The organism is Streptomyces sp. NRRL S-1022 (genome assembly GCF_000720135.1).
Classification (GTDB): domain Bacteria; phylum Actinomycetota; class Actinomycetes; order Streptomycetales; family Streptomycetaceae; genus Streptomyces.
Window position 1 is genome coordinate 353,063 of the sequence record NZ_JOIU01000001.1, and the last position, 24,328, is coordinate 377,390.

Genomic DNA, 24,328 nt, shown 5'->3' on the forward strand with positions numbered 1-24,328 from the left:
CCCGATCCGCTTGGATCACCATGCCGGCAGTACCTCAAGGGATGCCATGCCGCGCCCAACCGTGTCGTACCCGATCAAGTTCGACGCTCCCGAGCCGAGGAAGCCGGCACCTCAGCCGATGGTCTCGTACCCGATCGACTTCTCCACCCTGAGGGCTGAGCGATGACCCGGCGCCCTCCGGCCAGGCGGCGGACCACCAGCCGCACCAGCCGCCAGAAGGGCGGGCAATCCGTCCTCCCGGCCGCCGCCGCAGCGGTCGTGATCACAGTGATGGTGGTCGAATGGCTCCTCGCCCACTGGTGGCTGCTGCTGATGGGAGCCGTCCTTGCGATTGTGGGCGGCTTGTGGTGGTGGCAGGAGCGGACGCAGCGCGTGGAGCAGGAACGGGCCAGGGCGCGGGCACTGCGCTATCAGCTGGGGCAGCTGGATGTGCTGTCTCACCGGCAGTTCGAGTACGCGATCCGTGATCTGATGCACCGGGACGGTTGCAGCGATGCCGTCCAGGTCGGTGGACGGGGTGATCTGGGAGCGGATGTGAAAGCGACCGATCCGCTGGGGCGGCGTTGGGTGATCCAGTGCAAGCACCGCCGCAACGGTGCCCAGGGCGCACCGGTGGGCACCCCGGAGCTGCAGGTGCTCAACGGGACAGGCCGCCCGGTCCACAAGGGTGATGTCGTGTTGATGGTGACCAATGGCAGGATCACCGAGCCCGGCCGCGTTTTCGCCCGTCAGCAGCGGCTGCACCTCGTCGACCGCCAGCTGCTGGCGTCATGGGCCGCAGGTTCGAGGCCGCTGTGGGAGCTGCTGCCTGCTCTCCCGGCGCCTCGCAGGCCGTCACATCTCTCCTGAGCCCGGCCTCCACCAGGCACTCGGCACCCCGGAGCGGGCACGAGCCATAGTACTCCTGCCCCAGGGTGCTGCCGCAGTGCGGATCAGGCCGTCACTGGCATGGGCACGCAGCGAGCGGATCCGCAGCTGCGCGGCAACCCGCGCAGCTGGCCAGCGGTCCTTTCGTGATTGCGATCTCCTCACGCAGGTCGAGGACTGTCGGCTCCGAGTGCGGTCAGTGAAGCGTGTCGATGGCCTGGGTGATCAGAGCTCGGGCCTCGGCTCCGTAGACGGCCGCGCTGCGCAGCTGTTCGAACGCCGTAAGGTAGAGGGCGATTTCGTCCGGCTGTGTGATCCGTACGCGTGCGGAGACGAGTTCGACGCTGACGAGACGGTCGTCGTAGACGTGGAACGTCTCGCGAGGCCACTGGTGACGGGAGGGGGATGCCGTGGGGATGATCCCGACGGAGACCTGGGGGAGGGCACCTGCGGTCAGGAGGTAGCCGAGCCCGGGCGGCCCGACACCGGGCGGAGCGGTCGAACATAACAATCGCCGATCGGACTTCCCCCGGCGCGGTGCCTGCTGCGCTCCTCATCCGAGGTGGTGTTAACCGGCCTGAATGATCTTCTGCAGGCAATCGTGGCCATAAAGATCAGCTAGTGGAATTCGAACGAGTAGGCGAATTCCTTGTCAGGGTATGGATGTTCATTATTCCGCGGGGAGGGGGTGGCCGGTCTCTCGTGAGGATATGACTTGATTTCGGCTACTGCCGACAGGCCGAATCGGCCCCGCCTTGTGATGGTGTGACTCCTTGCCGTCGCAGATCTCGAGCACGTCAGATTCCGCGTTTTCGCAGTTCAGGCAAGTCTTGCTGGACCTCTTCCCCTGGGTGGTACAGGGCACGAACCGGTCCGTGCACCGTTCTTGAATCCAGTGCACTGGCTGAGGCGAATAGCGCAGGTTCAAGTCATTGACGAGTGCCGGATCCCCTTGATTTCCGGTTCTTCCCGGCGGCGTTGTCAGTGGCGGCATCTAGCTTTCATGAAGGGCTCGGAAGCAGAGAGCGGCACCATTTTGCCGGTCCCCTTCACCGAGCGTCACGGTGCCGTCGTGTGCAGGGGAGATGGTGTTGCGTTCGCGTAGGTGGTGGCAGGAGGTCGTACCGGAGGACTGGTACGTGTTCGGGACGCCCGAGGGCCTCGTCAAGGAGCGCTACCTTGCGCTGCTGGCCGCTTTGGAGGAGCTGTCCACGCGGGGGCCGATGGCGACACTGTCGGACATCTCCGCACAACTGAGGGCGGTTGGCTACCACGACCCGCTGCCGGAATCTGAACTGCGTTCTTTGCTGGACCAGTTGCTGTCTTGGCATTTCGCCGAGCCGTTTCACGACTACGCGGCTCCGCTGCGCAGCCTGCAAGGCCTGTCGGCGCGCGAGGAGGCGTGGGCGCTGACCCAACGGGGACGCGGGGTGGTGGCCGCCGTGCGTACCGCGGTCGTCGACGTCGTACGCGCCCTTCAGCTGCCCAGCCGCCTTCTGGACGGAGTTCAGGACACGCTGCGCGAGATCCTCGACCACCTGAAGGAGGATCACGGCCGGCTGCCGGGTGACCTGGAGAACGTTCGCACCCGCATCGACGAACTGCAGCGGGTGACGGCCGACTTCTACGCGGCACTGGCGAAGATGGTGCAGTCCGACGTCACGGACAACGACGTGTTCGGCGAGAACCGCGACCGCGTCGTCGAAGCCCTGCGCCAGTTCCCCCGTGAATACGGACGCGGCCTCCCACGCGTCGAGAGGGCCCTCGCCGAGCTACGCACGGCTGGGTTGGCCCGCACAGTGGAAGCCGCTGTCGAGCACGCAGGTCTCCTGGACGCCGCGGACCAGCAGCACTGGGTCGACGAACGCATCCGCCGCCTGAACGATCTGGAGGCCTGGTTCGAACCGGACGGCACGGTGCACCGGCTGATCGACTCGGCCAGTGGCGCCGTGCACACTCTGCTGGTCGCCATCGACCGCCGCTACATGGCCCGTCGGCGTGGCAGCGACCTGGGCGTCGATTTCAGAGCCCTCGCCTACAGCCTGTACCGCCAGCCGGACGACACTGAGGCTCGCCGCGTGTACGCGGCCGCCTTTGGGGACTGGCCCGCCTGGCACGCCGTCATCGGCGCCGCCGAGGAGGACGTCGCCCACGGCACGCCCGCCCAGTCCGGCGCCGGCCGTCACCAGGTCGAGGTGACCTTGCGGGAACACGAGCGGCACGGGCGCACCACGGGGCGCCCCCGCAAAGTGCCCGACACCACCGCCGACCGGGCCGCGGCCCACGCCCAGGCACAGGCAGCCGCACAGCGTCGCCGCCGTCTCGCCGCGCTGCTGGCCACCGACGGCGAGGTCGGCCTCGAATACCTTGGCCAACTGCCGTTTGAGGCGGCGCTGATTCTGCTCAACGCCGTCGAGGTCGCGCTCACCCAGTACCACCCGCAGGACGGAGTGGGGCGGGCCACCGTCGACGAGGCCGGCCTGGACGTCACGGTCAGGCCTGGCTGGCCCGACACCACTGTCACCGTCGAACTGGCCGAAGGACGCCTGTCCGGGCCTGACCTTCGGCTGTCGGTCACCCCCCAGGACAACACATCCTCTCCCCGCCGCCCAGCCGAGCACGCGGCAGGGCCCAACTGGAGCGTGGCATGAACGACACCCTGCTGCTGGATGCCGACCTGCGCGCGAGCGCCCGCCTGCTCAGTGCGACCGGCCGCCTCACCGTCGAAGACGATCCCGAGCACTACCGGGTGGCCCTGCAGGGCCACCCGGCCCTGGCGGAGTTCTTCCGCACCGAACTGAACTGGACCCTGGAGGTCCACAAGGTCGCCGGTCTGATCCGCCTGCACAAACGCCGCCACGATGTGCCGGCCGACCGGGGCCCGAGGCTGGTGCGGGAGAAACAGCCGCTGGCCGGTGCCCTGGTCATGATCCTCATCTGCCTGGCCTGCGAACAGCTGTGGCGCCGCCCGCGCATGAGCGTGCGCGAACTCATGCAGGCCATCGCCCAGGTCTGTGCGGCCGACACCACCGGCGGGCGCCTGCCCCGATTCCCGGTCGTCACCACCGAGGACGTCAGCAAGAAAGAGGCGCGCCACAACCGCCAGAGCCTGGCCGACGCTCTGAAGATCCTCGTCGCGGAAGGCACCATCACCGTCGACGCCGACCTCGACCGCGCCCTGGCCGACGAGGACGGCGACCTCATCGTCACGGCCTCCCGAGACCGCCTCGCCACCAAATTCTCCTCCCTGTCACCCACCCTCCTGCAACTCGACGTAGTGCCGCCGGACCAGCACGCCGCTGCCCTGTCCGCCGAATCCCTCCTGGACCACACCGCCCACACTGCAGGTGATGCCCCCACACTGGAGCAACGGCGCCTGAACGCCATCCGCCGCCTGGTCGACGACCCCGCCACCGACCCTCTCGACGACGACACCGACACCACCCCCTACCTGCACACGCTGACCGGACGCGAACGCGCCCTCAACGCCGTCGCCGCCCTCGGACTCACCGCAACCGTGCGCCGCGACTGGTGGCAGATCACCGACCCCAGCGGCCAGTCCAGCAGCATCGACTTTCCCAACGGCCGCCGCACCGAACGCCAGGCAGCCCTCGCCCTGTTGGCCACCCTCCCCGGCCGCGAGGACCCCACCGCACCGCTGACCCTCACCGACATTGCGGAACTCTTCACCCAGCTACGCGCCAACCAGCCCCGCTGGGCGGCCACCTACGACCGCATACCCGCACTGGCCCGCGCCGCGGCCGCCGAACTGACCAGCGTCGGCCTGCTCGTCCCCGACCCCGCCCACCCCGATACCTGGCTGCCGACACCCGGCGTCCACCTGTGGCGCATCCGCGTCCGCCAGCCCGCCCCGCCACCCTCACCGGCCGCCACCCCGGACTTGGACCCGGCGCTACCCCTGTTCCCGCCGCCCGAGACGGCCCAGGCCGCCCCCACCCCCGATGCCGCGCCCCAGGCTCGCCGAGGAGACGACGGATGAAACCCACCGAGCACCCCACCTCACACCTGAGCCTGACAGCCGACGAGCCGGCCGTCGGCACCCCCACCGCCGAGGGCCGCTGGCAGCCCACGCGCGCCGGCATCGTCAACTCCTGGGCCTGGGCCAGCGAGCAGCTGTACTTCTCCGGCGGCTGGCTCGCCCTGGTCGGCCCCAACGGCTCCGGAAAGTCCCTGACCGCCTCCATGCTGATCACCGTCCTGCTGGACGCCGACACCTCCCAGACCGCCCTGTCGGTGTCCGGCAAAGCCGCAGGCACCCTCACCAGCCGCCACACCGACTTCAACGACCGCGAAGACCGCACCGGCATCTGGTGGCTCGAGTACGGGCTGCACGACCCGGCCGACGGCAGCACCCGGTACATGACCACTGGCCTGTGGCTGCGGGCCACCGCGGGTCACCTGCACCGCGCCTTCTTCCTCTCTCCCGGCCGAGTGGGCAGCGACCTGACCGTGGAACAGGAACGCGAGCCCGTCGCGCTGGACGCGCTCGCCGGGCAGCTGGCCGCCTGCCAGGGCGAGATGTTCACCGACTCCAAAGCCCTGCGCGGCTCTCTGAAACAACTCAGCCCTCAAGACGAGCGCTCCTACCGCCACACCGTGCGCACCCGTCTGTTCGCCTCGCTCAACGAGGTCCAGTTCGAGGCACTGCTCGCCGTCCTGCGCTCCCTGCGCAGCGTGCGCACAGCCGAAGCCATTTCCCCCACCCGGATGCGGCAGGTCCTCACCGACGCCCTGCCCGCCCTCGACACCGACAACCTCACCCAGGTCGCCGAGGCGATGGAACGCATCTCCGAACTCGAAAACAAACTGGAGCGCACCCGCCAGGAAGCCAAACTCCTGGACGGCACCGACCGCAGCTACCGCCGCTACCTGCGCACCGTGGCCCAGGTGGAAGCCGCCGCCCTGACCGCAGCCAACACCGAGTTCGACGACCATGCCCGCAGCCTCAAGAAGGCCACCGACCAGCTGACCACTGCCCGGCAGGCATCCCAGGACGCGGCTCAGGAGCATGCCCGCGCGCAGAGCGACATCTCCCGCACCCGTGGGCAGCTGTCCGCGGACGATGTACTGCTGAGCGAACACGCCGGGGCCGAACTGCCCCACCACGAGGAACGTGCCCGCGACCTCGCCGCCCAGGCCCAAGCCGCCGCCAAACGCGCGGAAACGGCCGGCACCGACGCCGGCGAGGCCGACCGCAAGGCCGTCGACAGCCGAAGCGACGCCCGGGCCGCCCAAGTCCAACTCACCCGGGTCGCCGGGGACCTGCGTACCACTGCCACCGCTCTGGGAGCGCAGGCCGCTTGCGAACAGCTCATGGCGACATCCGAAGCCCTCGCGCAAGCCCGCAGCGCTGCCGACACCGCGCTCGACGCAGCGTGGTTGTGCAGCCACCCGCTGGCCTGGGCGGAAGACCACCAGCGCCAGATCCAGGCCGTCGACCGGGCCCTGCGCACCTACCAGCACATGCAGGACAACCAGCGCACCGCCACAGACGAACAGCGTGCCGCTGAAGATGCAGAACACGCACACCGTGAGGCGGCCGGCCAGGCCACCAGCGACCGCCGGCACGCGGAGGAGGAGCTCTCCGTCCGCCTCGACGCCTGGCAGGAGGCGGCGCCGCTGCTCGGACCGCTGCCGTCGTACCTGACCGAACCGGCGGAGGCCGAGGAACGCACCGATACTCGCCGGCTCACCGCCTGGCTTGCGTCCGCCTCTGCTGCGGCCCGCACCCGCATCGACCTGTCCGGGCACCAGCAGCAAGCGGCCGCCGACGCCGCTCTCGCCCACGCCGCAGCCCGCACCGCAGGCCAGGCCCGCACCGACCACGCCGCAGCCAAAGAGACCGCAGACGAGGCCGGCGCCGCGCACGAAGCCGCCGTGCAGCAGGCACGCGCCGAGGCGGAAGCCGACGAGGCCCGCCGTACCCAGGCCCGCCGAGCCCACCAGCAGACCCGCAGCGACGCCCAGGCAGCGCTTGACGCCGCCGAACAGGCCCACACCGAGGCCGATGCGGCAGCCCTTCAGGCGGTTCGCGACTGGCTGGGCCGGGTGCGCGGATGGCGAGACGACCTCACCTATCTGTCCGCCAGCGACCTTCCCCTGCCCCAGGTGACCGCACCGGCAGCCGACCTGAACCTGCTGCGGGCCGCCGACCTCACCCTGGCGGCGGTGCGTGCACACGCCCAGGCCACACCGCGCCTCCAACGCCAGGCCGAGCAAGCGGCCCGGCAGGTCCAGGCCGCGACCGAAACCGTCACCGCCCTCACCGAAGACCTGCACGAGGCGCAGCAGGCCGCACCCATCCCGGCGCCTCCGGCCTGGCGCACCCGCACCGAGGGGGACGGCGTCCCGCTGTGGGCACTCGTCGACTTCGCCCCCGGCCTGAGCGCCGCCGACGCCGACCGCATCGAAGGCGCCCTCCTCGTTTCAGGCCTCCTGGACGCCCTGGTCACCCCGGACGGCCGGGTGTGCGACGGCGATCTCACCTTCACCCCCACCACCCCAGCCCAGGGACACACCCTGGCCAACTTGTTGGTCGTCGAGGACACCCCAGCCATCGACACCACCCGAGTACGCCAGACCCTTGCCGCCATCCCGCTGGACGCCCCCGGCAGTGACCCGGCAATCGGCCGGCTGGCCAACGGCGTCCTCACCGCCACCGCTCCAGCCGGATACCGGGCCGCCTTCATCGGCCGCACCACCCGGGAGAGGACACGCCAACAGCGTGTCAGGCGCCTCGAAGCCGACCTGGCCGCCGCCCACCGCACCCTCCAAGAAGCCGAAGAACACCTGGCGCGCCGCCACCAGGACATCGCCGAAGCCGCCGCGGAACGCGACAGCCTCCCGCCTGCCGACCGTGTCAACGTCGCCCGCGGCCAGGCCGCCGACCGGCGCGCGGCCGCCGAAGCCGCCAAACACAGCACCGCCGCGGCGCTGACCGAAGCCGACCGGGCTCTGGAACGCATCCTGGCCGAACTCGAGGCAGCCCAGGCCGCCCGCACCGCCGCCGTCGCCACCGCTGCCCTCACCCACGAACACGCCCGGCACAGTGAGGACCGCGCCGCCGAAGCCGCCCAAGCCGCCGCAGATGCAGCGGCCGACCAGGCGGCCACCGCCCAGGCCAGCGCAGACGCACGGGCCCGAGCCGCAGCAGACCAGCAGGCCGCCGACACCGAACACGACAACTTCCCGCACCAGGCGATCGAAGCCGTCGAGGCAGCGCACACGGCGGAGAACGCAGCCGAGCAGGACTTGAACCGAGCACGCGCCGAAGCCGTCAAGGCCGCAGCCCGCCACGCGGACGCCTCCAAGGCCGTCAGCGAGGCCCTGCGCGTACTCAACCGCGCAGCAGCCCTTCCCGCAGGCGACATGCTGCGCACCGAAGCAGACCATCTCGACGCCCGACGGGAAACGGTCGCTCAATTCGTGGGCCATATCCATGCCTGGGCTCCAGCCGCCCAGCGGGTCGCCGAACTGCTCGCACGGGCCGACGACGACCACCAGGAAGCCGCCGAGCGCCGCACACGCCACGCCCAGGCCGAACAGGAAGCCGCCCAGTCCCAGAGACGCGCCGAGGAGGAAGCCTCAACGGTTGCCGAAATGCGTGCTCTGCACGGCGCCCAGTACCAAGAGCTCCTGGCCCACCGGGAAGCCACCGCCGAGAGGCTACGGCAGGCCGAAGAGCGTGCCGAGCAATGCCGCACCCGGCAGCATGAAGCCGACGGGCAAGCCATCGCCGCCGAGGCCACACTGACGATGGTCGCCCCGCAGCGGGAAGCCGCCGAGAAGAACCGCGACGCCTGCACGGCCCGCCTCGCACGCCTGGCCGAGGAGCGTCTCGCCGTCGTCCCCGACGACCTGCCCACCACCGGCCCCGGCCTCCCCGCCAACCTCACCGCGGGCCTGGCCTGGGCCAGGCGCCTGCTGGCCGACGCTCCCGGCGGCACCGACCGCCGCGCCGTCCTGGAACGGCAGCGCGACCGCGACCTGGCCCTGCTGGAAACCGCCGCCCGCAAGGCCAGCGCCGACCTGGCCGGCTTCGACCGGCAGGTGACACTGGTGGGCATCGAAGACACCCCCTGGCGGCGTGCCGTCGTCGCCGACCCCGCCGCGGTGCGAGGCCAAGACGTCCCCACCACTGTCCAAGACCTCAAAGCCACCGCCGCCCAACTCGAGGACGACCTGCGCGCCGACATCAAGCAGGTCCTCAAGACAAGCCTGTTCACCCGCCTGCAGCGCGACATCCAGCTGCGCCGGCAAGCAGCCGCCGAACTGGTCGCCCAAATCCACGACACCCTCAAAGACGTCCGCACGGGCGTGGCCCACGTCGGCGTCCAGGTCGAATGGGACGTCCGCGACACCCCTGAGGCCCAGCGCATGGTGGACCTCATCGGCATGCCGCCCTCCGACGACACCTTCGAGCAGATGTACGACGCGCTGCGCCAGCGCATGAACGAAAAGGCCGGCGAGCCCTGGGCCGAACGCGTCGCCCACACCTTCGACTACCGCAGCTGGTACGACTGGACCATCTCCGTCACCCACGCCTCCTTCGAGGCCGCCGGCAAGGAGAAGTTCCGCGAAATCACCGCCCGCTCCAACCCGCTGGAAGCCCTCTCTACTGGTGAGAGGCGCCTGGCCACCATGCTGCCCCTGCTCGCGGCCGCCTGGTCGATGTACTCCGCCCCGGGCTACGCGGGCCCCCGCCTGCTGTCCATCGACGAGATCGACGCAGCCTTCGACGAACGCAACCTGCGCCAGGTCCTGGCCCTGCTGCGCTCCTGGGACTTCGACGTCCTGGCCACCGCCCCGTTCATGACACCCATGATCAAACGGGAGACCCGGCGCGCCATGGTCCACGAGGTCGTCACCGCCGGCCGGCGCCGCATCACCGTCCCCTGGCTATGGCACGGCCATGGCGAGCCCCAGCCCCTCACTCTCGACATGACGGCTGCGCAGCCCCAGGACACTCCATGACCGCCGACCACGCCCTCCTCGCCGACGACCCGGAACTCGCCCCGCTGTGGCAGGCCATCCACGACCGCCTCAGCGCCGGCAGCACCCCGGACGACATCGCCACCGTCACCGTGCCCGGCCTGACGCCAGGCGCGGTGGCCGCCCTGAAAGCATGGCTCGACACATCCGCCCAGCGCCGACGAGGCCGCACGCGTGTCCCTCACACCGACCGCGGCGTCAAAGTGCCGCTGCCCCCGCTCCTGGACGCGCTCGGCCTCACCCCGGGCACCCTGCAGTCCTTGGTCGAGGCCGCCGTGGGCCGCGCAGTCGTCAACCGCAGGCACGGCCGCCTCGCCACCGTCGAACTGCGCCAAGAACTGGTCCGCTATGCCCAGGAGCAACTGCCGCACCTGCCCCGGCTACGGGCCCGGCTCACCTCAGGAGCCGCTGAAGAAACCGTTCCCGAGATGCGCCGTCTCATCGACGCCCTCGCCTCCCTCACCCGCCGCCTTCCCCACACGCCGCCCCGTGCCCTGGCCAAACTTGCCCACGACCACGCAGGCGACCCGCACTACTTCGATCCCGTAACCGGGCCCGGACAGCGCCTCATTACCGCTCTCGCCGAGCTCGCAGACCGCCCGGAACCCACCCGCCCCGACCACATACGCGCCCTGCTGGCCAGCCACGGCATCATCGCCGACCGCCTCTCCGCCACCGTCCTGCTCCACCAGGTCAGAGCTCTCGGCGACGGCCCCATCGACCGCCGCCTCAACGAGGCCACCACCCCCGTCGCCCTCAACCTCCTGGATCTCACTCGCACTCCGCCCCGGCTGGCTCCGCATCCGTTGACCGTCGTCGAGAACCCCTCCGTCCTCGAGGCCGCGATGGAGTGCGCCAGCCCCCAGCCCATGGCCTGCACCAGCGGCCAGCTCCGGGCCGTCGACCACGCCCTGCTCCAACTGGCATTCGACCAGGGCGTACCCCTGCGTTACGCAGGAGACCTGGATGCCGCAGGCCTGCACATCGCCGCCACCGTGCAGCAGACCTACGGAGCCGTGCTTGTCGCCATGGACACCGCACTCGTGCGTGCAGCAGGCGACCGGCCGTCTGTCATCCCGCTCGGCCCTCTCCCGAGCAGTTGTGATCCCGAGCTGGCCGCCCAACTGCAGGAAACAGGACGCGTCCTCTACCAGGAACACGACGCCGTACTCATGCGCCTCCTTGACTCGCAGTCCTCACGAGGGGAAACCTTGCACCCCGCTCCTCGCCAGGCGGGGGAGTGAGCCCCGGAACGCGGATGACGCAGATAGAGTGCTGGCCCACGTGCCACGCAGCGTTGCCGAGGAGCACGCGACCTGTCCGCAACAGCCCGCGGACGCGTATATTTGACGTACGGTTCACCTATTTTCGGTCAATCTGATGACTAGCCGCATATCTCCCTGGCAAACACCCTCCCCGCTGTGCACAGACCGTTACGATGACCGCATCAATGTCCTGACACAGCGTCAGCGACCCCTCTCAGGGCAGGCGTTCACGCCGCGAGGAACAACACACAGCCCGTCGGCTCGGACGCGGCGCGGACATGCGGTTGATGCCCAGTCACTGGGCCTCTGCGCAAGAGATTCACGGGGTGGGTCATGTCGGGCGAATTCGCTCAACTCGTCGTTGACGAGGCCATCTTTCACTGGGCGAGGACGACACAGCTCAGTGGTGGCATCGCCAGACCGATGACGTCCAACCCCCGCCCCCCACCGAAACCCTCTCGCCAGGGCCGCTTCGACGAAGCCCCCACCAGCACACTTCTGCGTATCCTGCGACATCTGGCCGCGCAGACCTCCCGCCGGCCACGCTCCGCCGCAGTCATCGCACTCATGAAGTTCCTGCCCACCGCCGTCGCCGTCGGATACCTCCGCGAACCCGACATGGAGATGCCCCTGCCCGGCCCCGACTTCGCCCAGAAGATCCGCACACTGCTGACAACCGCCGCTGGCCGACCGAACGACTCCGGCGAGCCATCCACCCGTCTTGAGACGCGCCTGCGCAAACGACGCGGTACCGCTCGCACCATGCCGCGGATTCCCGAGCAGATGGGGGAGACCGCCACACGATGAGCCTCTCGAAAACGTCCCGAACCGTCACGGGGCGACCACGCCCCGACCATGGATCGGGCGGTGCCGCGCTCATTCCCAGCCGCAGCTGGTCAGCTGCGTTGCGCCTGCTGGCACGCACGCGTTGACCGGGATCGTGGACCGGGCGCCCCCACGGTGCTGAGGGGTCGTGGTGGAGCAGGTCGGTCAGCGGCGCCGCGAGGACGGGGACATCGCGCAGAAGGACGTAAGGGGTCTGGCGGCCGCGCGCAGGGCGCTGACCCGGTTCGCGCCCGGCCACCGCCGGGCCATCCCCGACGATCAGGAGCTACGCGCCGCCATCGCCGCGGTGCTCGTGCTCCCCTGACGTCCAATGGCGTCAGGCCGGGGGCCCGCCGTGTGTCCGGCGTGGCCGCCGGCCCGCGCTGGACGGCGAGCGCGATATGGGTCAGGTCGGTCATGACGAGCGGCCGTGACGTCCTGCACCGCGTCTTCCGCCGTGAGATCCGCTCCTGGTCGACCTGGTCGAAACCGCCGCCCCCGGCGACCGACGGCGTACCACCGAACTCACCGACCACCTCGACCTGGTCCTCGGCGCTCTGGGGGAACACCACGAGGGCGAGGATCATCTGCCGTGGCCCAAGCTGCGCGCGCGCCGCCCCCGAGGCCGGCGTCGTTTCACGGATGGCCGACCAGCTCCCATCGCCGACGGCATCCTCGGCACCGGCGGCATCATCGACGGCCTCTTCGGCAGCATGCCGGCGCGTCGGATCCCGGCCGCCTACTGGATGCCGCCGACGGCGGTGACGGTGAGCTGGTTGGCGCATCAGGAGGCGGGCGACCCAGGCCGGGGTCTGGCACACAAGGCGCGCCCCCCTGGCGAGCTTCGTTGGACAGCAGTTGGTACGTGTCGCCCAGTGCGTAGCCGTCCACGCGGTGCTCGACTGCAGGCCGCCCGCAAGGTCTGTTCGCCCAGATGGTCGTCGTCCCGCTGCTCCGGCGGTACCGCATCCTCACCCAGGTCTCCGCACCGACGAGCAGGTCGCACTCACCGAGGTCGGCAACTGTCCGAACGCTCCCGTAACCGTCACACCGGCCCGCTGAGCCCGGCCCCACAGGCGCCCGGTCGATGACGGGGGGCGAGTACAGGCACTCGCGCGTGCTTGTCTACCCATCGGGGATCGATCTGTCCACCTCGACCCTGTGCTACCTGTCCAACCTGCTGACAGCCCGGCGCCGGGAGCGCGGCACGCGCTGGCGCCGCCTGACCGCACACCGACAGGCCCTACTCGTCCTAGCCCACCTGCGCTGCGGGCACACGTACGCCCAACTCGCGTTCGGCTTCGGGATCGGGCTGGCCACCGTCTACCAGTACATCGCCGAGGCGGTTGAGGTCCTGGCCGCCCTCGCCCCCACCCTTCAGCAGGCCATGACCGTCGCCGCCAACAAGGCGTTCGTGATCTTGGACGGCACCCTGCTGTCCATCGACCGCATCGCCGCTGACCGCCCCTTCTACTCTGGCAAGCACAAGCGCCACGGCATGAACGTCCAGGTCATCGCCGATGCGTTCGGACGCCTGCTCTGGGCCTCACCTGCCCTGCCGGGTGCCGTCCACGACATCAAGGCCGCACGCACCCACGGCATCATCGAAGCACTCACCCATGCCGGCATCCGGACGTGGGCAGACAAGGGATATCAGGGAGCCGGGGGGACGATCCGGGTGCCTTACCGGGGCCGCTGGAGCGCGCTCCCAGCCGGGAAGCGGGCGGCGAACTCCTCCCACGCCAGGATCCGAGCAGTCGGCGAGCAGGCCAACGCCACCCTGAAGAGTTGGCGGCTCCTGCGCAAACTCCGTTGCAGCACTGTCCGCATCACCGACATCGTCAAGGCCGTCCTGGCCTTGCACCTCGCCACGCCAGCCTGAGGCCGGTGCGGCCTGTGGCATGGACAAGGACAGCGCCGCCATCAACGACAGCAAGGGAGCCCGCCCACCGTGGCAGACTTCAGAGTCACCTACGACAAGACCGTGGACGCAGCGTACGTGTACCTCACCGAACCGCAGGCCCGCGTGAAGTCCGCGCGCATGTATCCCTGCGATCCGGTGGACGTTGACGCCATGATCAACCTCGACTTCGACGAGCAAGGCCGCCTCATCGGGATCGAAGTGCTGGCCGCCAGTTCAAAACTGCCCGAGTACCTGCTCCAGTCCGCGGAGCGGCTGGACAGCGGAGGCGCATGAACAGGCGAGCACCATGCTCTCGGCGACCGCAGTGCGCTTTGCGGCAGGTTGGAAAAGGCTCACTGAAGGTGGCTGAGCAGCTCGACTACCACCGTCCCACGGTGCCGGTGGTTTCCAACCTGACCGGCCGGATCGCCGTCGAGACAGACCTCATGAACCCCGCCTACTGGGTGCGCCATGCGCAGGAGCCGGTGCGCTTCGCCGACGGCGTGCGCGAACTGGCGGGCGGCGTGCGTGGTTTCCTCGAACTTGGCCCGGACGCCGTGCTGTCCTCGATAGTGCCCGAGTGCCCGGCTGGCCACGATGCCGCCCGGGCCGTCCCCGTGGCGCGCGGCGACCGGCCCGAACCGGTCTCCTTCCTCAGCGCCCTGGGCGACCTTCACGCCCAGGGCAGGACTCTCGACTGGAGCCCGCTCTACGACGAACGGCGGCCGAGGTTCCTCACGACACTGCCGACGTACGCCTTCCAGCGGCGCCGGCACTGGCTGGAGACCGACCAACCGGCGGCAAGGACGGGGGTGACGGCGGCTGCGGCGGCGGTCACCGTGGTGGAAGCCGAGGAGCACGCCCCGCAGGAGGCGCCGGGCCAAGAGGTCGCCGCTCTGTCCGGCTCCGAACTCCTCGCCGCACTCGTGCGGATCGTCGCGGAGACGGCCGCGAATGTCCTCGGCCACGAGGGCCCCGAACCGCTTGACCGCGACGCCGAACCCCTCGACCTGGGCATCACCTCGCTCATGGCCGTGGAGCTGCGCACGCGCCTGGCAGAGACCCTGGCGCTGGACCTGCCCCCCACGCTGGCCTACGACCACCTGCGCATCGAGGACACGGCGCGATTTCTGGACGAGGAGCTGAACCGGTGAACTTGCCGAACGACAGCTGGCTGCGGTGCTTCCACACCGTGCCGGACCCGGTGGCACGCCTGGTGTGCTGCCCTCACGCGGGCGGTTCCGCGAGCACATTCTTCCGGCTCTCCAGAGAACTGGCCGGCCGGGCACGAGTGGAGGTGGTCGCCGTCCAGTACCCCGGCCGCAAGGACCTGCGCGTGGCACCTACGGGGCGGGGCATCCGGGCCATGGCGAAGCGGATCGCCGAAGAGCTGTCCGTATGAGCCGACCGCCCGCTGACGGTCTTCGGCCACAGCATGGGAGCCACGGTCGGCTACGAACTGGCGCGAGTACTGGAGGCGACCGCCCCGCCGGGACCGGACCAGATGATTGTCTCCGGCCAGCGTTCCCGATCTGCAGAGCAGCAGACCAGTGGCCGAGCTGGAGGCCGGGGCGCGGCGCCAGCCGCTGTCGTTGATCGGGTTCCAGCGGGAGCGGATCGCCGTGCTACAGGTGCGTGCTGCACAAAACCCGCATTCCCGCGATGGAGTGCATGGTTGCTCCGCGTCCGGGTGGTACCCAGCTGCGGGTCCTCGTGTGGCTCATCCGGGCCAGACGCAACGCCCAGGAGCTGGCCCCTCGGGCCTCGGTAGAGTCGGGGCTGAGCAATCGGAGCCTCATTCTTGCCTGTATGGATGGAGCGCTGCGGGCCCACGCGGGTGTGGGTGGAAACGTTCACCGGATTGCGGATGGGTCAGAGAAGCTGCTTCGGCTAGTGCGGGAGCGAGGCGGCAACGGCCCCGGTGGTGGCTGGCCGTGGCGTCTTCTGCTGGCCGAGGCTGTGCTGCTGTTGGCTGTTTACTACCTCGGCTGCTCACCTGCCTCTGTCTGCCATCAGGCCGCAGTGTAGGTAGAAGCTTGTTCACTTCGAGGTCGCTTCCACACTTCGCCAGCAGTCAATCGTGTTGATCATCACGCTATGTAGGAGTGATCGATTCCACTATCTTTCAGGTCGTGACCGACACTCACCTTGACTCATTAGAAGAAATGACTGGATGCTTCAAGCGCATCCTCTTCGGGCCTCGCGCAAAACAGATCCACGAGCCTTGGAGGCGCCTGTTCGATGGCCCCCGGTTCGCCTTTCAGGAGGGCCTGAGCCCGCAGGAGCGCATAGCACTTTCGTATGAGCGACTCCGCTTCGTCAGCGAAGCGATGGCGGATCCGGTGGGTTTGTCCTCGGACATCGAGTCGCTCACGGCGATGCACGAGTGGGCCGGTGTGGTGGACGCAGGTATGGCCACAATCGCAAGTATCCACTGGAACCTGCACATCGGCAGTCTGGTCGATCACGACCCTGGTGGGCGGGACCTGTCTCCGTATGCCCGCATAGAGAGCGTTGGGACGTTTTTGTGCACCGAGTTGGACCATGGGAACGACGCTGCGTCGCTGGAGACAACAGCAAGGTTCGAACCCGAGACGAGCGGTTTCATCCTCGAGACACCAAGCCCTGGCGCGTGCAAGTGGATGCCCAACACCTCCGGCGCGGGTGGCGCTAAGAACGCTGTCGTGGCGGCCCGTCTGGTGGTGGACAATGTCGACCACGGCGTTTTCCTCTTCCTCACCCCGCTCACTGACAGGGCGGGCCGGCATTACCCAGGCGTGGAGGTACGGCCTCTGCCGCAGACTGCCAGCGCGCCTGTCGACCACTGCGCCACGTCCTTCCACGGCGTGCGACTTCCCTTCGAAGCCATGCTGCAGGGGGAACAGGGTCGCCTGTCACGCGACGGCACGTTCGTCAGTGCGCTGGGCAATCCGCGCAAACGATTCCTCAAGTCCATCAAGCGGGTTCACGCTGGCAAATTGTGCATGAGCGCCTACAGCCTCGGCGTGACGCGGCACGCCCTGGCCGTCGCCATGAGGCACTCTCACCGGCGGCTCACCTCCGGAATGACGACCGGTCGCAAGGTCTCCCTCATCGAGCACCGCAGCCACCATGCCCCGCTCCTCGCCGCAGTCGCCACCACCTACGCCGCGACCCTGCTGCACCGCGAGGTGGTACAGCGATGGACGAGCAGCGGCGAGGCGGAACGTGAAGAGACCGAGCGTCTTGCAGCTGTGACCAAAGCCTGGATCACCTGGCAAGCGAGGACGGTCATGACCGAATGCCGTGAGCGCTGCGGAGCACAAGGCCTACTGCTGTCGAATGGCATCGCCTACCAGCTGGCGGCGAATGAAGGAACTGTCACCGCAGAGGGCGACAACCGCGTGATCTGGGTGAAGGCCGCCGGCGAGATGCTCACGGGCGGTTTCACCCCAACGCCCCCTTCTGAAGTATCCGCTGGCAGCCGCTCGCTGGAGAACTCTGATCATCTGCAGGAACTCCTCGCGGACATCGAGCGCATATGGCACAGCAGGGCCCGCAGTCGATTGCGGAACGGCCGCCGCGGCGACCCACTCGCCCGATGGAACGGAACCGTGACGCCAGCCTTGCAGCTTGTCGAAGCTCACGTGCACCGCCTGGCGGCGGAGGCGCTGCTGGGCGCCGCCGACAAGGAGCCCGACTCCCATGTCCGGGCAATCCTCGAGCAACTGCACCGCCTGTTCGCCTTGGGCCAAGTGAAGGCTCACAGCGGGGATTTGCTGGCTGGCGGTCACATCACCTCCGACCATATTCACCAACTGTTCCACGCGGAGGAGGAACTGATCGAGGCGCTTGTGCCGTATGCGCTGCAGCTGACGGAGGGTTTCGCGGTACTGGAGGGCGTGATGGCTGAGCATCCGATGCTGCACACCGCGGAGACCGCCGCCGAGATGGTGCCCGTGTAGCTGTACGGCTGAGACGGATCATGGCTGGCGCTGCTTCTCGTCCTCGACACTCCGCGCCTTCACGTGGGGTAGAGGGCCCGATGCGTGGCATAGGCGAAAGTGTCATCACCGCTGAGAATCCCGACAACCGTCTCACAGTGATCGCGGTACTCTCGCTCTTGTTCAGCGTCGAGGCTGACGACGGTCACCGGCCCTCGCGGCGCTCCACGGCCAAAGGCAGCCAGCAGTTGTGGGGGCGATGGCAGACGGAGGACTTGCAGGACTCGACGAAAATGGCCGATCAAGTCGATGCCGTCATCGATCTCACGTAGCACATCGGCCAGCGGGTCCAGCGGGCCGCGCCAGCTGTCGAGCTGTGCCTGGCGCAGCATCATGTAACAGATTTCGAGGTTGCTGATCCGTAGCCCGGCGTCTACGGGATACAGTCTCGTCAACCGTTGCCCTGCTAAGCCTTCGAGTACATACCCGTCTTCCTCACTGGCCTCAGCGTCCGGGGACTGCGCGTGGAATCGTGAGGGCAGCATCTGCTGCAACTGTCCCCAGCTCTCATAAGCCACTCCTATAGTGTCCGCCTGAGAAGCCGTTAACTCTGTCCTGTACAGGTAGTGAAGGGAGAATAAAAGAGGCTGCTCAAGAACGAGAAAGCTCGCAGCGAGGACCGGGTCGTCGGGTACAAGGACGTGCATGAAGCCTCCAGTGTTAACAGTTGGGAAATGATGGCCAGTGTGTCACGACGGTTCTACAAGAAAAGTCAACAGGCGGAATCCTTCTGATTCCGCCACCAGGATCCGCACACGCTTCGTGCCCCGCTCCGGATGTCGCAGTGAGGCGGTACGGCCGTTCAAGCCGGCGTCGGCCCTGGGCAGCCGGCGCAGTCGGGGATCCTCCGCCAAGTCCGCATGCAGGTGGCGGATGGCCTCGTGGTCGCGATAACGGAGTGACAGCAGGCGGCACTCTTCCAACAGATAGGGGGCCCAGCTCTGCTCCCAGTCGCAGAGGACGGTGTCACGTGCGCGGTCGGACATCAGAGACCAGCGCCAGAGGTTCGAAGGGACGTCGTCGTCGCCGAATATCGCGGCGAAGGCCGTGTTGTGAGCTGTGAGTTGTCCATCCGGAGCCAGGACGCACATCATCTCCCGCTGGCCGTCGACTGCGCGCTGCCAGTGCGGTGAGGGCGTTCCGATCGATGGTGGTGGCTCCGAGCCGAACAGCTCGAGGTGGGCCACGCGCCTGTCATGCGAGCTGAAGCCCAGTGTTTGCGCGATCCGCAAGAAGAACTCGGGGGACGGACGCAGCCGACCGCTCTCCACCTTCTGGTAGACGCCGGCACCGCACCTCAGGGCCTCGTCGACGTCCGGTTGTCGCAACTTCGTCTGCCGGCCCCCGTCAGGGCGGGGCTCCAGTCCCACGTCTGGCCGAGTCAGCCTCTCGCGGTAGCACCTCATCAACCGCTGGTATTCGTGGGATGTCTCACGCCCCATAGCACCCCCTTCTCATTCATGAGTTGTGTGACAACCGCAGGTCTCGAACAACGATCGCTATCCAACCATGCGTCCGGTCGGTTTTGACAGTTCTGGCGTCCCCCACCCATCACCAATGGCTCGAATCGACGTACCCCGTAGAGAGTGGATGAAAGTGAAACTAACGCAGTGTAGCTCTTGGGGGGTCAATGGTAACGGATCGTATCGAAGTGCCAGGTTAGCTTTGTGAAAACGGGGAGCCAGCCGGTTTGCTGCACGTTGGCCTTGGCGACGGTGTCCGGTGGTCGAGGAGGCTCAGCCATCCCGGAGGGGGCAGCGGTGAGGGACGCCCAGTCATGGCTCAGAGCCAGCTACGTGCCCGTCGCTTTGCCGTGCACCGCCCTCATTGCGGAAGCTGGGCCGAGAGTCCCGCCTGATCTGTTACGGGGCGGGTACCCCGGTTGAACTCGTCACCGCAGCTGCCGCCGGTCAACGATGTCACCCAAGCCCTCGCCCTGGGTCGACGGCGTCTCGCCCGTGGTCCCCACTGGCAACGACGCCTCGCCCTGCACCACGCCCTTGGGGCACCCGCGCGCAACCTCGTCTACTGGCTGCACCTCAAGAAGACCTGTTCTTGATCGTGTTGCGGACGGCGCGGTTGCGTGAAAGCCCATGCCGTGACCGAACCGGCGTGATGCCAAGCGGAATCGTCCTCCGCGGTGGTGCTGTCAGCGCACGCAAACGCACCGTCCGACGGTCACGTCTTGTGCCAGTCGAAAGGCGCAGAGGTGCGGGGGGCCACCTTGTCGAGATACTCGGCTGCCCACGGTGAACGCCGCAGCAACTCTCGGCCCCGTTCCACGGTCATGTCCAGCTCAGCCAGTGTTCTCTCTGTGGCGATGCCCGCGACGAAGTGCAGGTTCATTTCGGCGACTTTCCGCGGCAGAGCCGCGTAGTCCAGCCGGCACATCAGATCGACACCGGTGTAGGCGGCCACCCACACCCAGGATGTCTCGTCGGGCTTCACGCCTGGCTTGAGCTCCTCGCGTCGCTTGGCCTCCTCCAGCAACTGGGTGACACGGGGGATGTACTGGGACCAGAGGTAGCCGAACGTGTCTTTGTGGTCCTGGTCGGTGGCAAGCCGTGCTGCTGCCTGCACCACAGGCACCTGGGGGGTGAGCCACGCCAGGACGATCGACGCGTCGACAACAGCCTGCAAGGGACCTGCCTGTGGCGGTGTGTCATCCATGGCGAAACCCTCGGTGACGACCGCGACGGCAATCTCCTGCTTGGTTCGGAAGTGGTAGTAGAGTCCGCCCTTCGTCAGGCCGGTTTGATCCAAGATGTCCTGCAGCGACGTCTGCGAGTAGCCCTTCTCCGCGAACAGGATCGCAGCCACATCGAGGATCTCCGCACGCGTGGCTATGCCGCGGGCTTGGGCAGGTTGCCGCACTGTCACGTCCGTCCTTCATCCTGAGCCGGTGCTCTGTCACCGGAGTTGCGAGTCACCGCCGGCCTGTACGTAGAACGCCAGTGCAGTACGCCGGATAGTCACGAGCGCAGCGACTGTAGCCGCACAATCACTGCGCGCACCAACGTGGCCGTTGATTTCGTCCACCTTGCGTGGAAGAGTCTGATCACCTTAACCAGGCTACCGGTCGGTTTCATTGGATCGTGGAGAGAGTCGATGGTCACTCACCTCGCTAACGGTCGGTTGCTGCCCTGGTCTAGGAGTCACGTCTACAGCACTCCGAGGTGGCATATCTGTGAGGACCGATCGTTGGCGCCGCCACGCTCGACCGTGGCATGGCATCGGACCGGGGCGCGCACGTGCTGATCGAAGTCGGGTGTGCATACATGGGTCCGGGCCACCAGACTTAAGGTGCCGAGTCGCCCGGCAGTGCGGCCACGGGCTTGCGTGAACAGGAGTCGGGGCCGACACCCACTCCGTCTATGCCCCGGGACAGCACATGCCGTCCGTCGTGTAATTTCGTGCGCTGGCCGCGTATGGGCATGTTGGGGAGTTGTGTTTACGAAGAGCATCGCTTGGCACTCGATCGCCGTTGACGGCGACTTCGTGAGGGAAAAGCGTGCGTCGCCCCCGGTAGGTGCAATGCATAGCAGAGGAGACACGGGTCGGCTTGCGCTGACTCTCTTATCTGAGGATGACATGTTAGAAGCCATATGCCTACTCGGGGCCGGTATCTCTCACGCCGCCGAGAATGAGTTCCAGCTCGCACAGATTGCCGCTTCACACCCGGTGGTGCTCCTCGACACCACCGCGCCGGCGTGGGCGCGTCCGTACCTGGTCCGTCATATCGCCGTGGACCCTGCAGACCCTGCTGCTACCGTCGCCGCAGCGGGAACCTACCAGGCGCGCCATGAACTGCGCGGTGCACTTACCTACATGCCGGAACACGTTGAGACAACGGCCCGGGTCGCCGAACTACTGAGAACGCCAACCACGCCGGCCAAAGTATTGGCTCGTTTCGGTGACCTCGCTCAACTCAGAGCAGTGCTCGCACAGCACAGTGTCCCCCAGCCGCGCTGGGCTGAAGTCCCCGATGCTGAATCAGTAGCTGCCCGCGCGGATTCGTTAGGGTATCCCGTCCTGATTAGACAGTCCGGTAGGGCGCGCACAACTGCAGCACAGGCACGCGACCGCAGTGAAGTCAGCGCCGCGTATGAGCTGGTTGATCGGCCGAAGGTAAAAGCTCCGATCGATTGGCAGGGCGCTATCCTGGTTGAGGAAGACTTGGGCGGCGAGCAAGTATCCGCGGAAACGGTCGTTCTCGATGAAGAAGACATACGAATCGTCTCCATCACACGGACGGTTTTGGGCCCGCCACCGGCCCGCCAGACTGTACGGCACTGCGTATTTGCGCATGATGCCCTACTGCAGAACCCCATACTGCGGCGGGTCGTCGCACGCGCTGTACAGGCTCTCGGCATCAAGGTTGGTGTAATCAGCGTACACATGAGGCTCACCCGCAAGGGCCCCCGCATCATCGATGTCAGTCCGCACCTTGCAGGTGACCTGATACCGCTAGTCGTGAAGCACGCCACCGGAATTGACCTGCCGCGCATCGCGGCCGACCTGGCCTCAGGCCGAGCCGCGAACCTAATCGCGACCCGTCAGCGAGCGGCGGCAGTGCAGTTTTTCTACGCGACGATGACCGGCCGCGTGCGCCGTCTGGCCGTACATCGCCACGCAGATCGTCAACCGCTTCTCGACCGGATCGTCATCACCCAAGAACTCGGCAATCACGTCACCTCCGGTCCCTACGCGACGGTAAGCGACCGGATCGGCCACTTCGTTGTCCTGGGTCCCGACGCGTCAAGCTGTCGCAGCACACTCGACCAGACTGCTCGGTATATCCACGTGGAAGTCGCACCATCACCCGTCGTGTCCGCCGCCGCCCTCAGGGTGCCGTATTCGAGTGGAATCATGGCTTGCCGGGCGACGACTCAGGCGCGCAGCTGGTGCCCCAGGATTCGCCAGCAGGGACGGCCCAGGGGCGTATGTGAGCCGGCACGCTGCTCGGGGCTGCGGATGCTGGCCGAGTGGCAGCTGGGGCTGACGCACGCGCTGACCGATGCGGACACGGGGCAGTGTGGCGGGCCCGACGCCCGGGGCCCGCCCCGGCGGCTGCTCGTGGGCATCACCGAGCTCTGCAACTCCCGGATCACGAGACGGCCACAGACACCGCTCTCAGCCGCGGCCGGCCGCATGATGTCCATCTGGCTTCAGCAACCCATGGGGGGACATGAAGACTCGCGCTGCCGCCTGCGCCGGCCTGCTTGCTCTCACTGCTGCTCTTACGGCCTGCGGCAGCAGCGACGGCGATACCAAGGCCAAAGAGGCAGCCTGCAAGGTCGCCAAGAGGAAGTCACTCGACGACGCCATGCGTTATCGGCTCGACCATGCCACCCGGGTCAAAGAGGACAACGCCTGCAAGGGTCTGAACGACGAGATACTGCTGAAGCTAGACAACGAAGTCGCGAAAGAGGCGTACGAAGACGACAAGCGCAACGGCCTGGTGGGCACCCAGCCGTAACGCGCGCGGACCGAGTCCGGTCGGGTCAGGAACCGTGCACTGGCCCGGTGCGGTCAGTCAGCGGGCTGTCGGGACGCTTCGGTGCTGTCCGGGCTGAGGGGCAGAGGATCGTCAACCACCAATGTGATCAGGTTTGGCGTCGGCTGCTGCTTTGGCGGCTCGCTCGATCATCGCGTGCTGGGCTGCCCAGAAGGCTGCGTCGCGCTTCGGGATCGCGTACTCGGCCGCTGTCCCTGTCGAGCCGTCGAGATGTTCGCGCAGGATGTCGGCGTGTCCGGCGTGCCGGCTGGTCTCGGTGAGCGTGTGGACCAGGATGTTGAACAGCATCACGTTGGGGCGTGGCCACCAGGGCACGTAGCCGGGGGAGTCGATGGCGAGGGCGTTGATCGTCGCGTCTGAGTGCTCCCATACGCGGCGATAGCGGTCGGTGATCTGCTCGCGTGTCTCGTGCTGGGTCGCCCACATGTCGGCGCCACGCTCCTCAGCGTCGTCCCACCGGGGCAGGGGTTCGGGGAACGGCCGGTCGAAGACCTCGCCGAAGTACCTGGACTCCCAGAGCGACAGGTGCTTGATCAAGCCAAGAAGGTTGGTACCCGTCGACGTCAGGGGGCGGCGGACGTCGTACTCGCTCAGCCCGTCGAGCTTCCAGAGCATCGCCTTGCGGATCTCTCGCAGATCGTTGTGCAGATACTTCTTCGCGAACTCATCGATCATGGAGCACGACCCTGTCACGCGCGGGTAATGCGCTCAAGTGGTGCTCAGGCACTGGCTGGGGCGTATGGGAGCGGAACACCCGGCGTCGGTCGTTTACAGGGACTCGGCCCGGCCAGCAGGGGAGAGGTGTTCTGTGGGATGGTGCGCAATTAACGAGCTCGTGCACGGTAGGCGGTGAGGTGTCGTGTGCCTCGGTGGGACCTGGCGTTTCACATTGTTCGTGCCGGGGCCAGGTCGGCGGTCTGCTGGTGGGACAGCAGGGCGGCGACGGCTTGCACGG

18 protein-coding genes and 4 pseudogenes are annotated in these 24,328 nt (G+C 67.7%); 15 read left to right on the forward strand and 7 right to left on the reverse strand.

Features of this window, described 5'->3' with window-relative positions:
• Positions 1–162: 162 nt before the first annotated feature.
• Positions 163–849: a restriction endonuclease gene (locus tag IG05_RS0101775; protein ID WP_030338527.1), complete on the forward strand. Its 687-nt coding sequence runs from the start codon at positions 163–165 to the stop codon at positions 847–849.
• Between the two features lie 214 nt (positions 850–1,063).
• Here the strand turns inward: IG05_RS0101775 and IG05_RS0101780 are convergent.
• A pseudogene (locus IG05_RS0101780) lies at positions 1,064–1,336 on the reverse strand (Scr1 family TA system antitoxin-like transcriptional regulator); the annotation flags it as partial.
• A 670-nt stretch (positions 1,337–2,006) separates the two neighbouring features.
• Between IG05_RS0101780 and IG05_RS43565 the strand changes: the two are divergent.
• The 12 genes and pseudogenes from IG05_RS43565 to IG05_RS0101835 all read left to right on the forward strand — a co-directional run bounded on the left by IG05_RS43565 (position 2,007) and on the right by IG05_RS0101835 (position 17,816).
• Complete coding sequence (locus IG05_RS43565; RefSeq protein ID WP_199808224.1) at positions 2,007–3,518, forward strand: DUF2397 family protein; 1,512 nt, start codon at positions 2,007–2,009, stop codon at positions 3,516–3,518.
• Positions 3,515–4,867, forward strand: coding sequence for a DUF2398 family protein (locus IG05_RS0101790; protein WP_063760059.1), 1,353 nt, complete (start codon positions 3,515–3,517; stop codon positions 4,865–4,867). Before IG05_RS43565 ends, IG05_RS0101790 begins: the two co-directional genes overlap by 4 nt.
• Positions 4,864–9,861: an SbcC/MukB-like Walker B domain-containing protein gene (locus IG05_RS0101795; protein WP_051789400.1), complete on the forward strand. Its 4,998-nt coding sequence runs from the start codon at positions 4,864–4,866 to the stop codon at positions 9,859–9,861. The genes IG05_RS0101790 and IG05_RS0101795 overlap by 4 nt, the downstream gene beginning before the upstream one ends.
• Entirely contained in the window at positions 9,858–11,123 is a 1,266-nt protein-coding gene (locus tag IG05_RS0101800) for a DUF2399 domain-containing protein (RefSeq protein ID WP_051789401.1), read from the forward strand. The genes IG05_RS0101795 and IG05_RS0101800 overlap by 4 nt, the downstream gene beginning before the upstream one ends.
• Before the next feature lie 354 nt (positions 11,124–11,477).
• On the forward strand, positions 11,478–11,951 hold the full coding sequence (locus IG05_RS47610; protein ID WP_158838740.1) for a hypothetical protein: 474 nt from the start codon (positions 11,478–11,480) through the stop codon (positions 11,949–11,951).
• A 169-nt stretch (positions 11,952–12,120) separates the two neighbouring features.
• A complete protein-coding gene (locus tag IG05_RS47615; protein WP_158838742.1) occupies positions 12,121–12,294 on the forward strand; it encodes a hypothetical protein in 174 nt (57 codons plus the stop codon).
• Positions 12,295–13,086: 792 nt separating this feature from the next.
• Positions 13,087–13,851, forward strand: coding sequence for an IS5/IS1182 family transposase (locus IG05_RS0101815; RefSeq protein WP_030338534.1), 765 nt, complete (start codon positions 13,087–13,089; stop codon positions 13,849–13,851).
• A gap of 69 nt (positions 13,852–13,920) precedes the next feature.
• Positions 13,921–14,166: a DUF2283 domain-containing protein gene (locus tag IG05_RS0101820; protein WP_030338535.1), complete on the forward strand. Its 246-nt coding sequence runs from the start codon at positions 13,921–13,923 to the stop codon at positions 14,164–14,166.
• 68 nt (positions 14,167–14,234) lie between these two features.
• A complete protein-coding gene (locus IG05_RS0101825) occupies positions 14,235–15,026 on the forward strand; it encodes a phosphopantetheine-binding protein (protein ID WP_030338536.1) in 792 nt (263 codons plus the stop codon).
• Between the two features lie 62 nt (positions 15,027–15,088).
• Positions 15,089–15,643 (forward strand): annotated as a pseudogene (locus tag IG05_RS48970) (thioesterase II family protein).
• Between the two features lie 38 nt (positions 15,644–15,681).
• A pseudogene (locus tag IG05_RS50460) lies at positions 15,682–15,882 on the forward strand (IS5/IS1182 family transposase); the annotation flags it as partial.
• A 122-nt stretch (positions 15,883–16,004) separates the two neighbouring features.
• Positions 16,005–17,816, forward strand: a complete 1,812-nt coding sequence (locus tag IG05_RS0101835; protein WP_420707552.1) for an acyl-CoA dehydrogenase — start codon at positions 16,005–16,007, stop codon at positions 17,814–17,816.
• Between the two features lie 59 nt (positions 17,817–17,875).
• Here IG05_RS0101835 and IG05_RS0101840 read toward each other — a convergent pair whose 3' ends face one another.
• The 3 genes and pseudogenes from IG05_RS0101840 to IG05_RS50465 all read right to left on the reverse strand — a co-directional run.
• Positions 17,876–18,373 carry a hypothetical protein gene (locus tag IG05_RS0101840; RefSeq protein ID WP_158838744.1) on the reverse strand — a complete coding sequence of 166 codons (498 nt, stop codon included), beginning with the start codon at positions 18,371–18,373 and terminating at the stop codon, positions 17,876–17,878.
• A 171-nt stretch (positions 18,374–18,544) separates the two neighbouring features.
• Complete coding sequence (locus IG05_RS0101845; protein WP_234335730.1) at positions 18,545–19,042, reverse strand: hypothetical protein; 498 nt, start codon at positions 19,040–19,042, stop codon at positions 18,545–18,547.
• A gap of 12 nt (positions 19,043–19,054) precedes the next feature.
• Positions 19,055–19,297 (reverse strand): annotated as a pseudogene (locus tag IG05_RS50465) (helix-turn-helix domain-containing protein); the annotation flags it as partial.
• 440 nt (positions 19,298–19,737) lie between these two features.
• Between IG05_RS50465 and IG05_RS47620 the strand changes: the two are divergent.
• A complete protein-coding gene (locus IG05_RS47620; RefSeq protein WP_158838748.1) occupies positions 19,738–19,914 on the forward strand; it encodes a hypothetical protein in 177 nt (58 codons plus the stop codon).
• A 119-nt stretch (positions 19,915–20,033) separates the two neighbouring features.
• On the opposite strand, the gene IG05_RS0101855 is transcribed toward IG05_RS47620, so the two are convergent.
• The gene (locus tag IG05_RS0101855) at positions 20,034–20,735 is read right to left on the reverse strand and encodes a ScbR family autoregulator-binding transcription factor (RefSeq protein ID WP_234335731.1); all 702 of its coding nucleotides are present in this window, start codon (positions 20,733–20,735) and stop codon (positions 20,034–20,036) included.
• Between the two features lie 1,662 nt (positions 20,736–22,397).
• Entirely contained in the window at positions 22,398–22,544 is a 147-nt protein-coding gene (locus tag IG05_RS47625; protein ID WP_158838750.1) for a hypothetical protein, read from the reverse strand.
• Positions 22,545–23,043: 499 nt separating this feature from the next.
• Here IG05_RS47625 and IG05_RS47630 point away from each other — a divergent pair, with 499 nt between their 5' ends.
• Positions 23,044–23,334, forward strand: a complete 291-nt coding sequence (locus IG05_RS47630; RefSeq protein ID WP_158838752.1) for a hypothetical protein — start codon at positions 23,044–23,046, stop codon at positions 23,332–23,334.
• Positions 23,335–23,445: 111 nt separating this feature from the next.
• On the opposite strand, the gene IG05_RS0101865 is transcribed toward IG05_RS47630, so the two are convergent.
• On the reverse strand, positions 23,446–24,048 hold the full coding sequence (locus IG05_RS0101865) for a DinB family protein (protein ID WP_030338541.1): 603 nt from the start codon (positions 24,046–24,048) through the stop codon (positions 23,446–23,448).
• Positions 24,049–24,328 lie beyond the last annotated feature (280 nt).

Excerpts from the sequence above, each read along its gene's own strand:
- IG05_RS0101800 (WP_051789401.1), top strand. The coding sequence starts at position 9,858 with ATGACCGCCGACCACGCCCTCCTCGCCGACGACCCGGAACTCGCCCCG.
- IG05_RS47630 (WP_158838752.1), top strand. The coding sequence starts at position 23,044 with ATGAAGACTCGCGCTGCCGCCTGCGCCGGCCTGCTTGCTCTCACTGCT.
- IG05_RS0101790 (WP_063760059.1), top strand. The coding sequence starts at position 3,515 with ATGAACGACACCCTGCTGCTGGATGCCGACCTGCGCGCGAGCGCCCGC.
- IG05_RS0101865 (WP_030338541.1), bottom strand. The coding sequence starts at position 24,048 with ATGATCGATGAGTTCGCGAAGAAGTATCTGCACAACGATCTGCGAGAG.
- IG05_RS47610 (WP_158838740.1), top strand. The coding sequence starts at position 11,478 with ATGTCGGGCGAATTCGCTCAACTCGTCGTTGACGAGGCCATCTTTCAC.
- IG05_RS0101795 (WP_051789400.1), top strand. The coding sequence starts at position 4,864 with ATGAAACCCACCGAGCACCCCACCTCACACCTGAGCCTGACAGCCGAC.
- IG05_RS0101775 (WP_030338527.1), top strand. The coding sequence starts at position 163 with ATGACCCGGCGCCCTCCGGCCAGGCGGCGGACCACCAGCCGCACCAGC.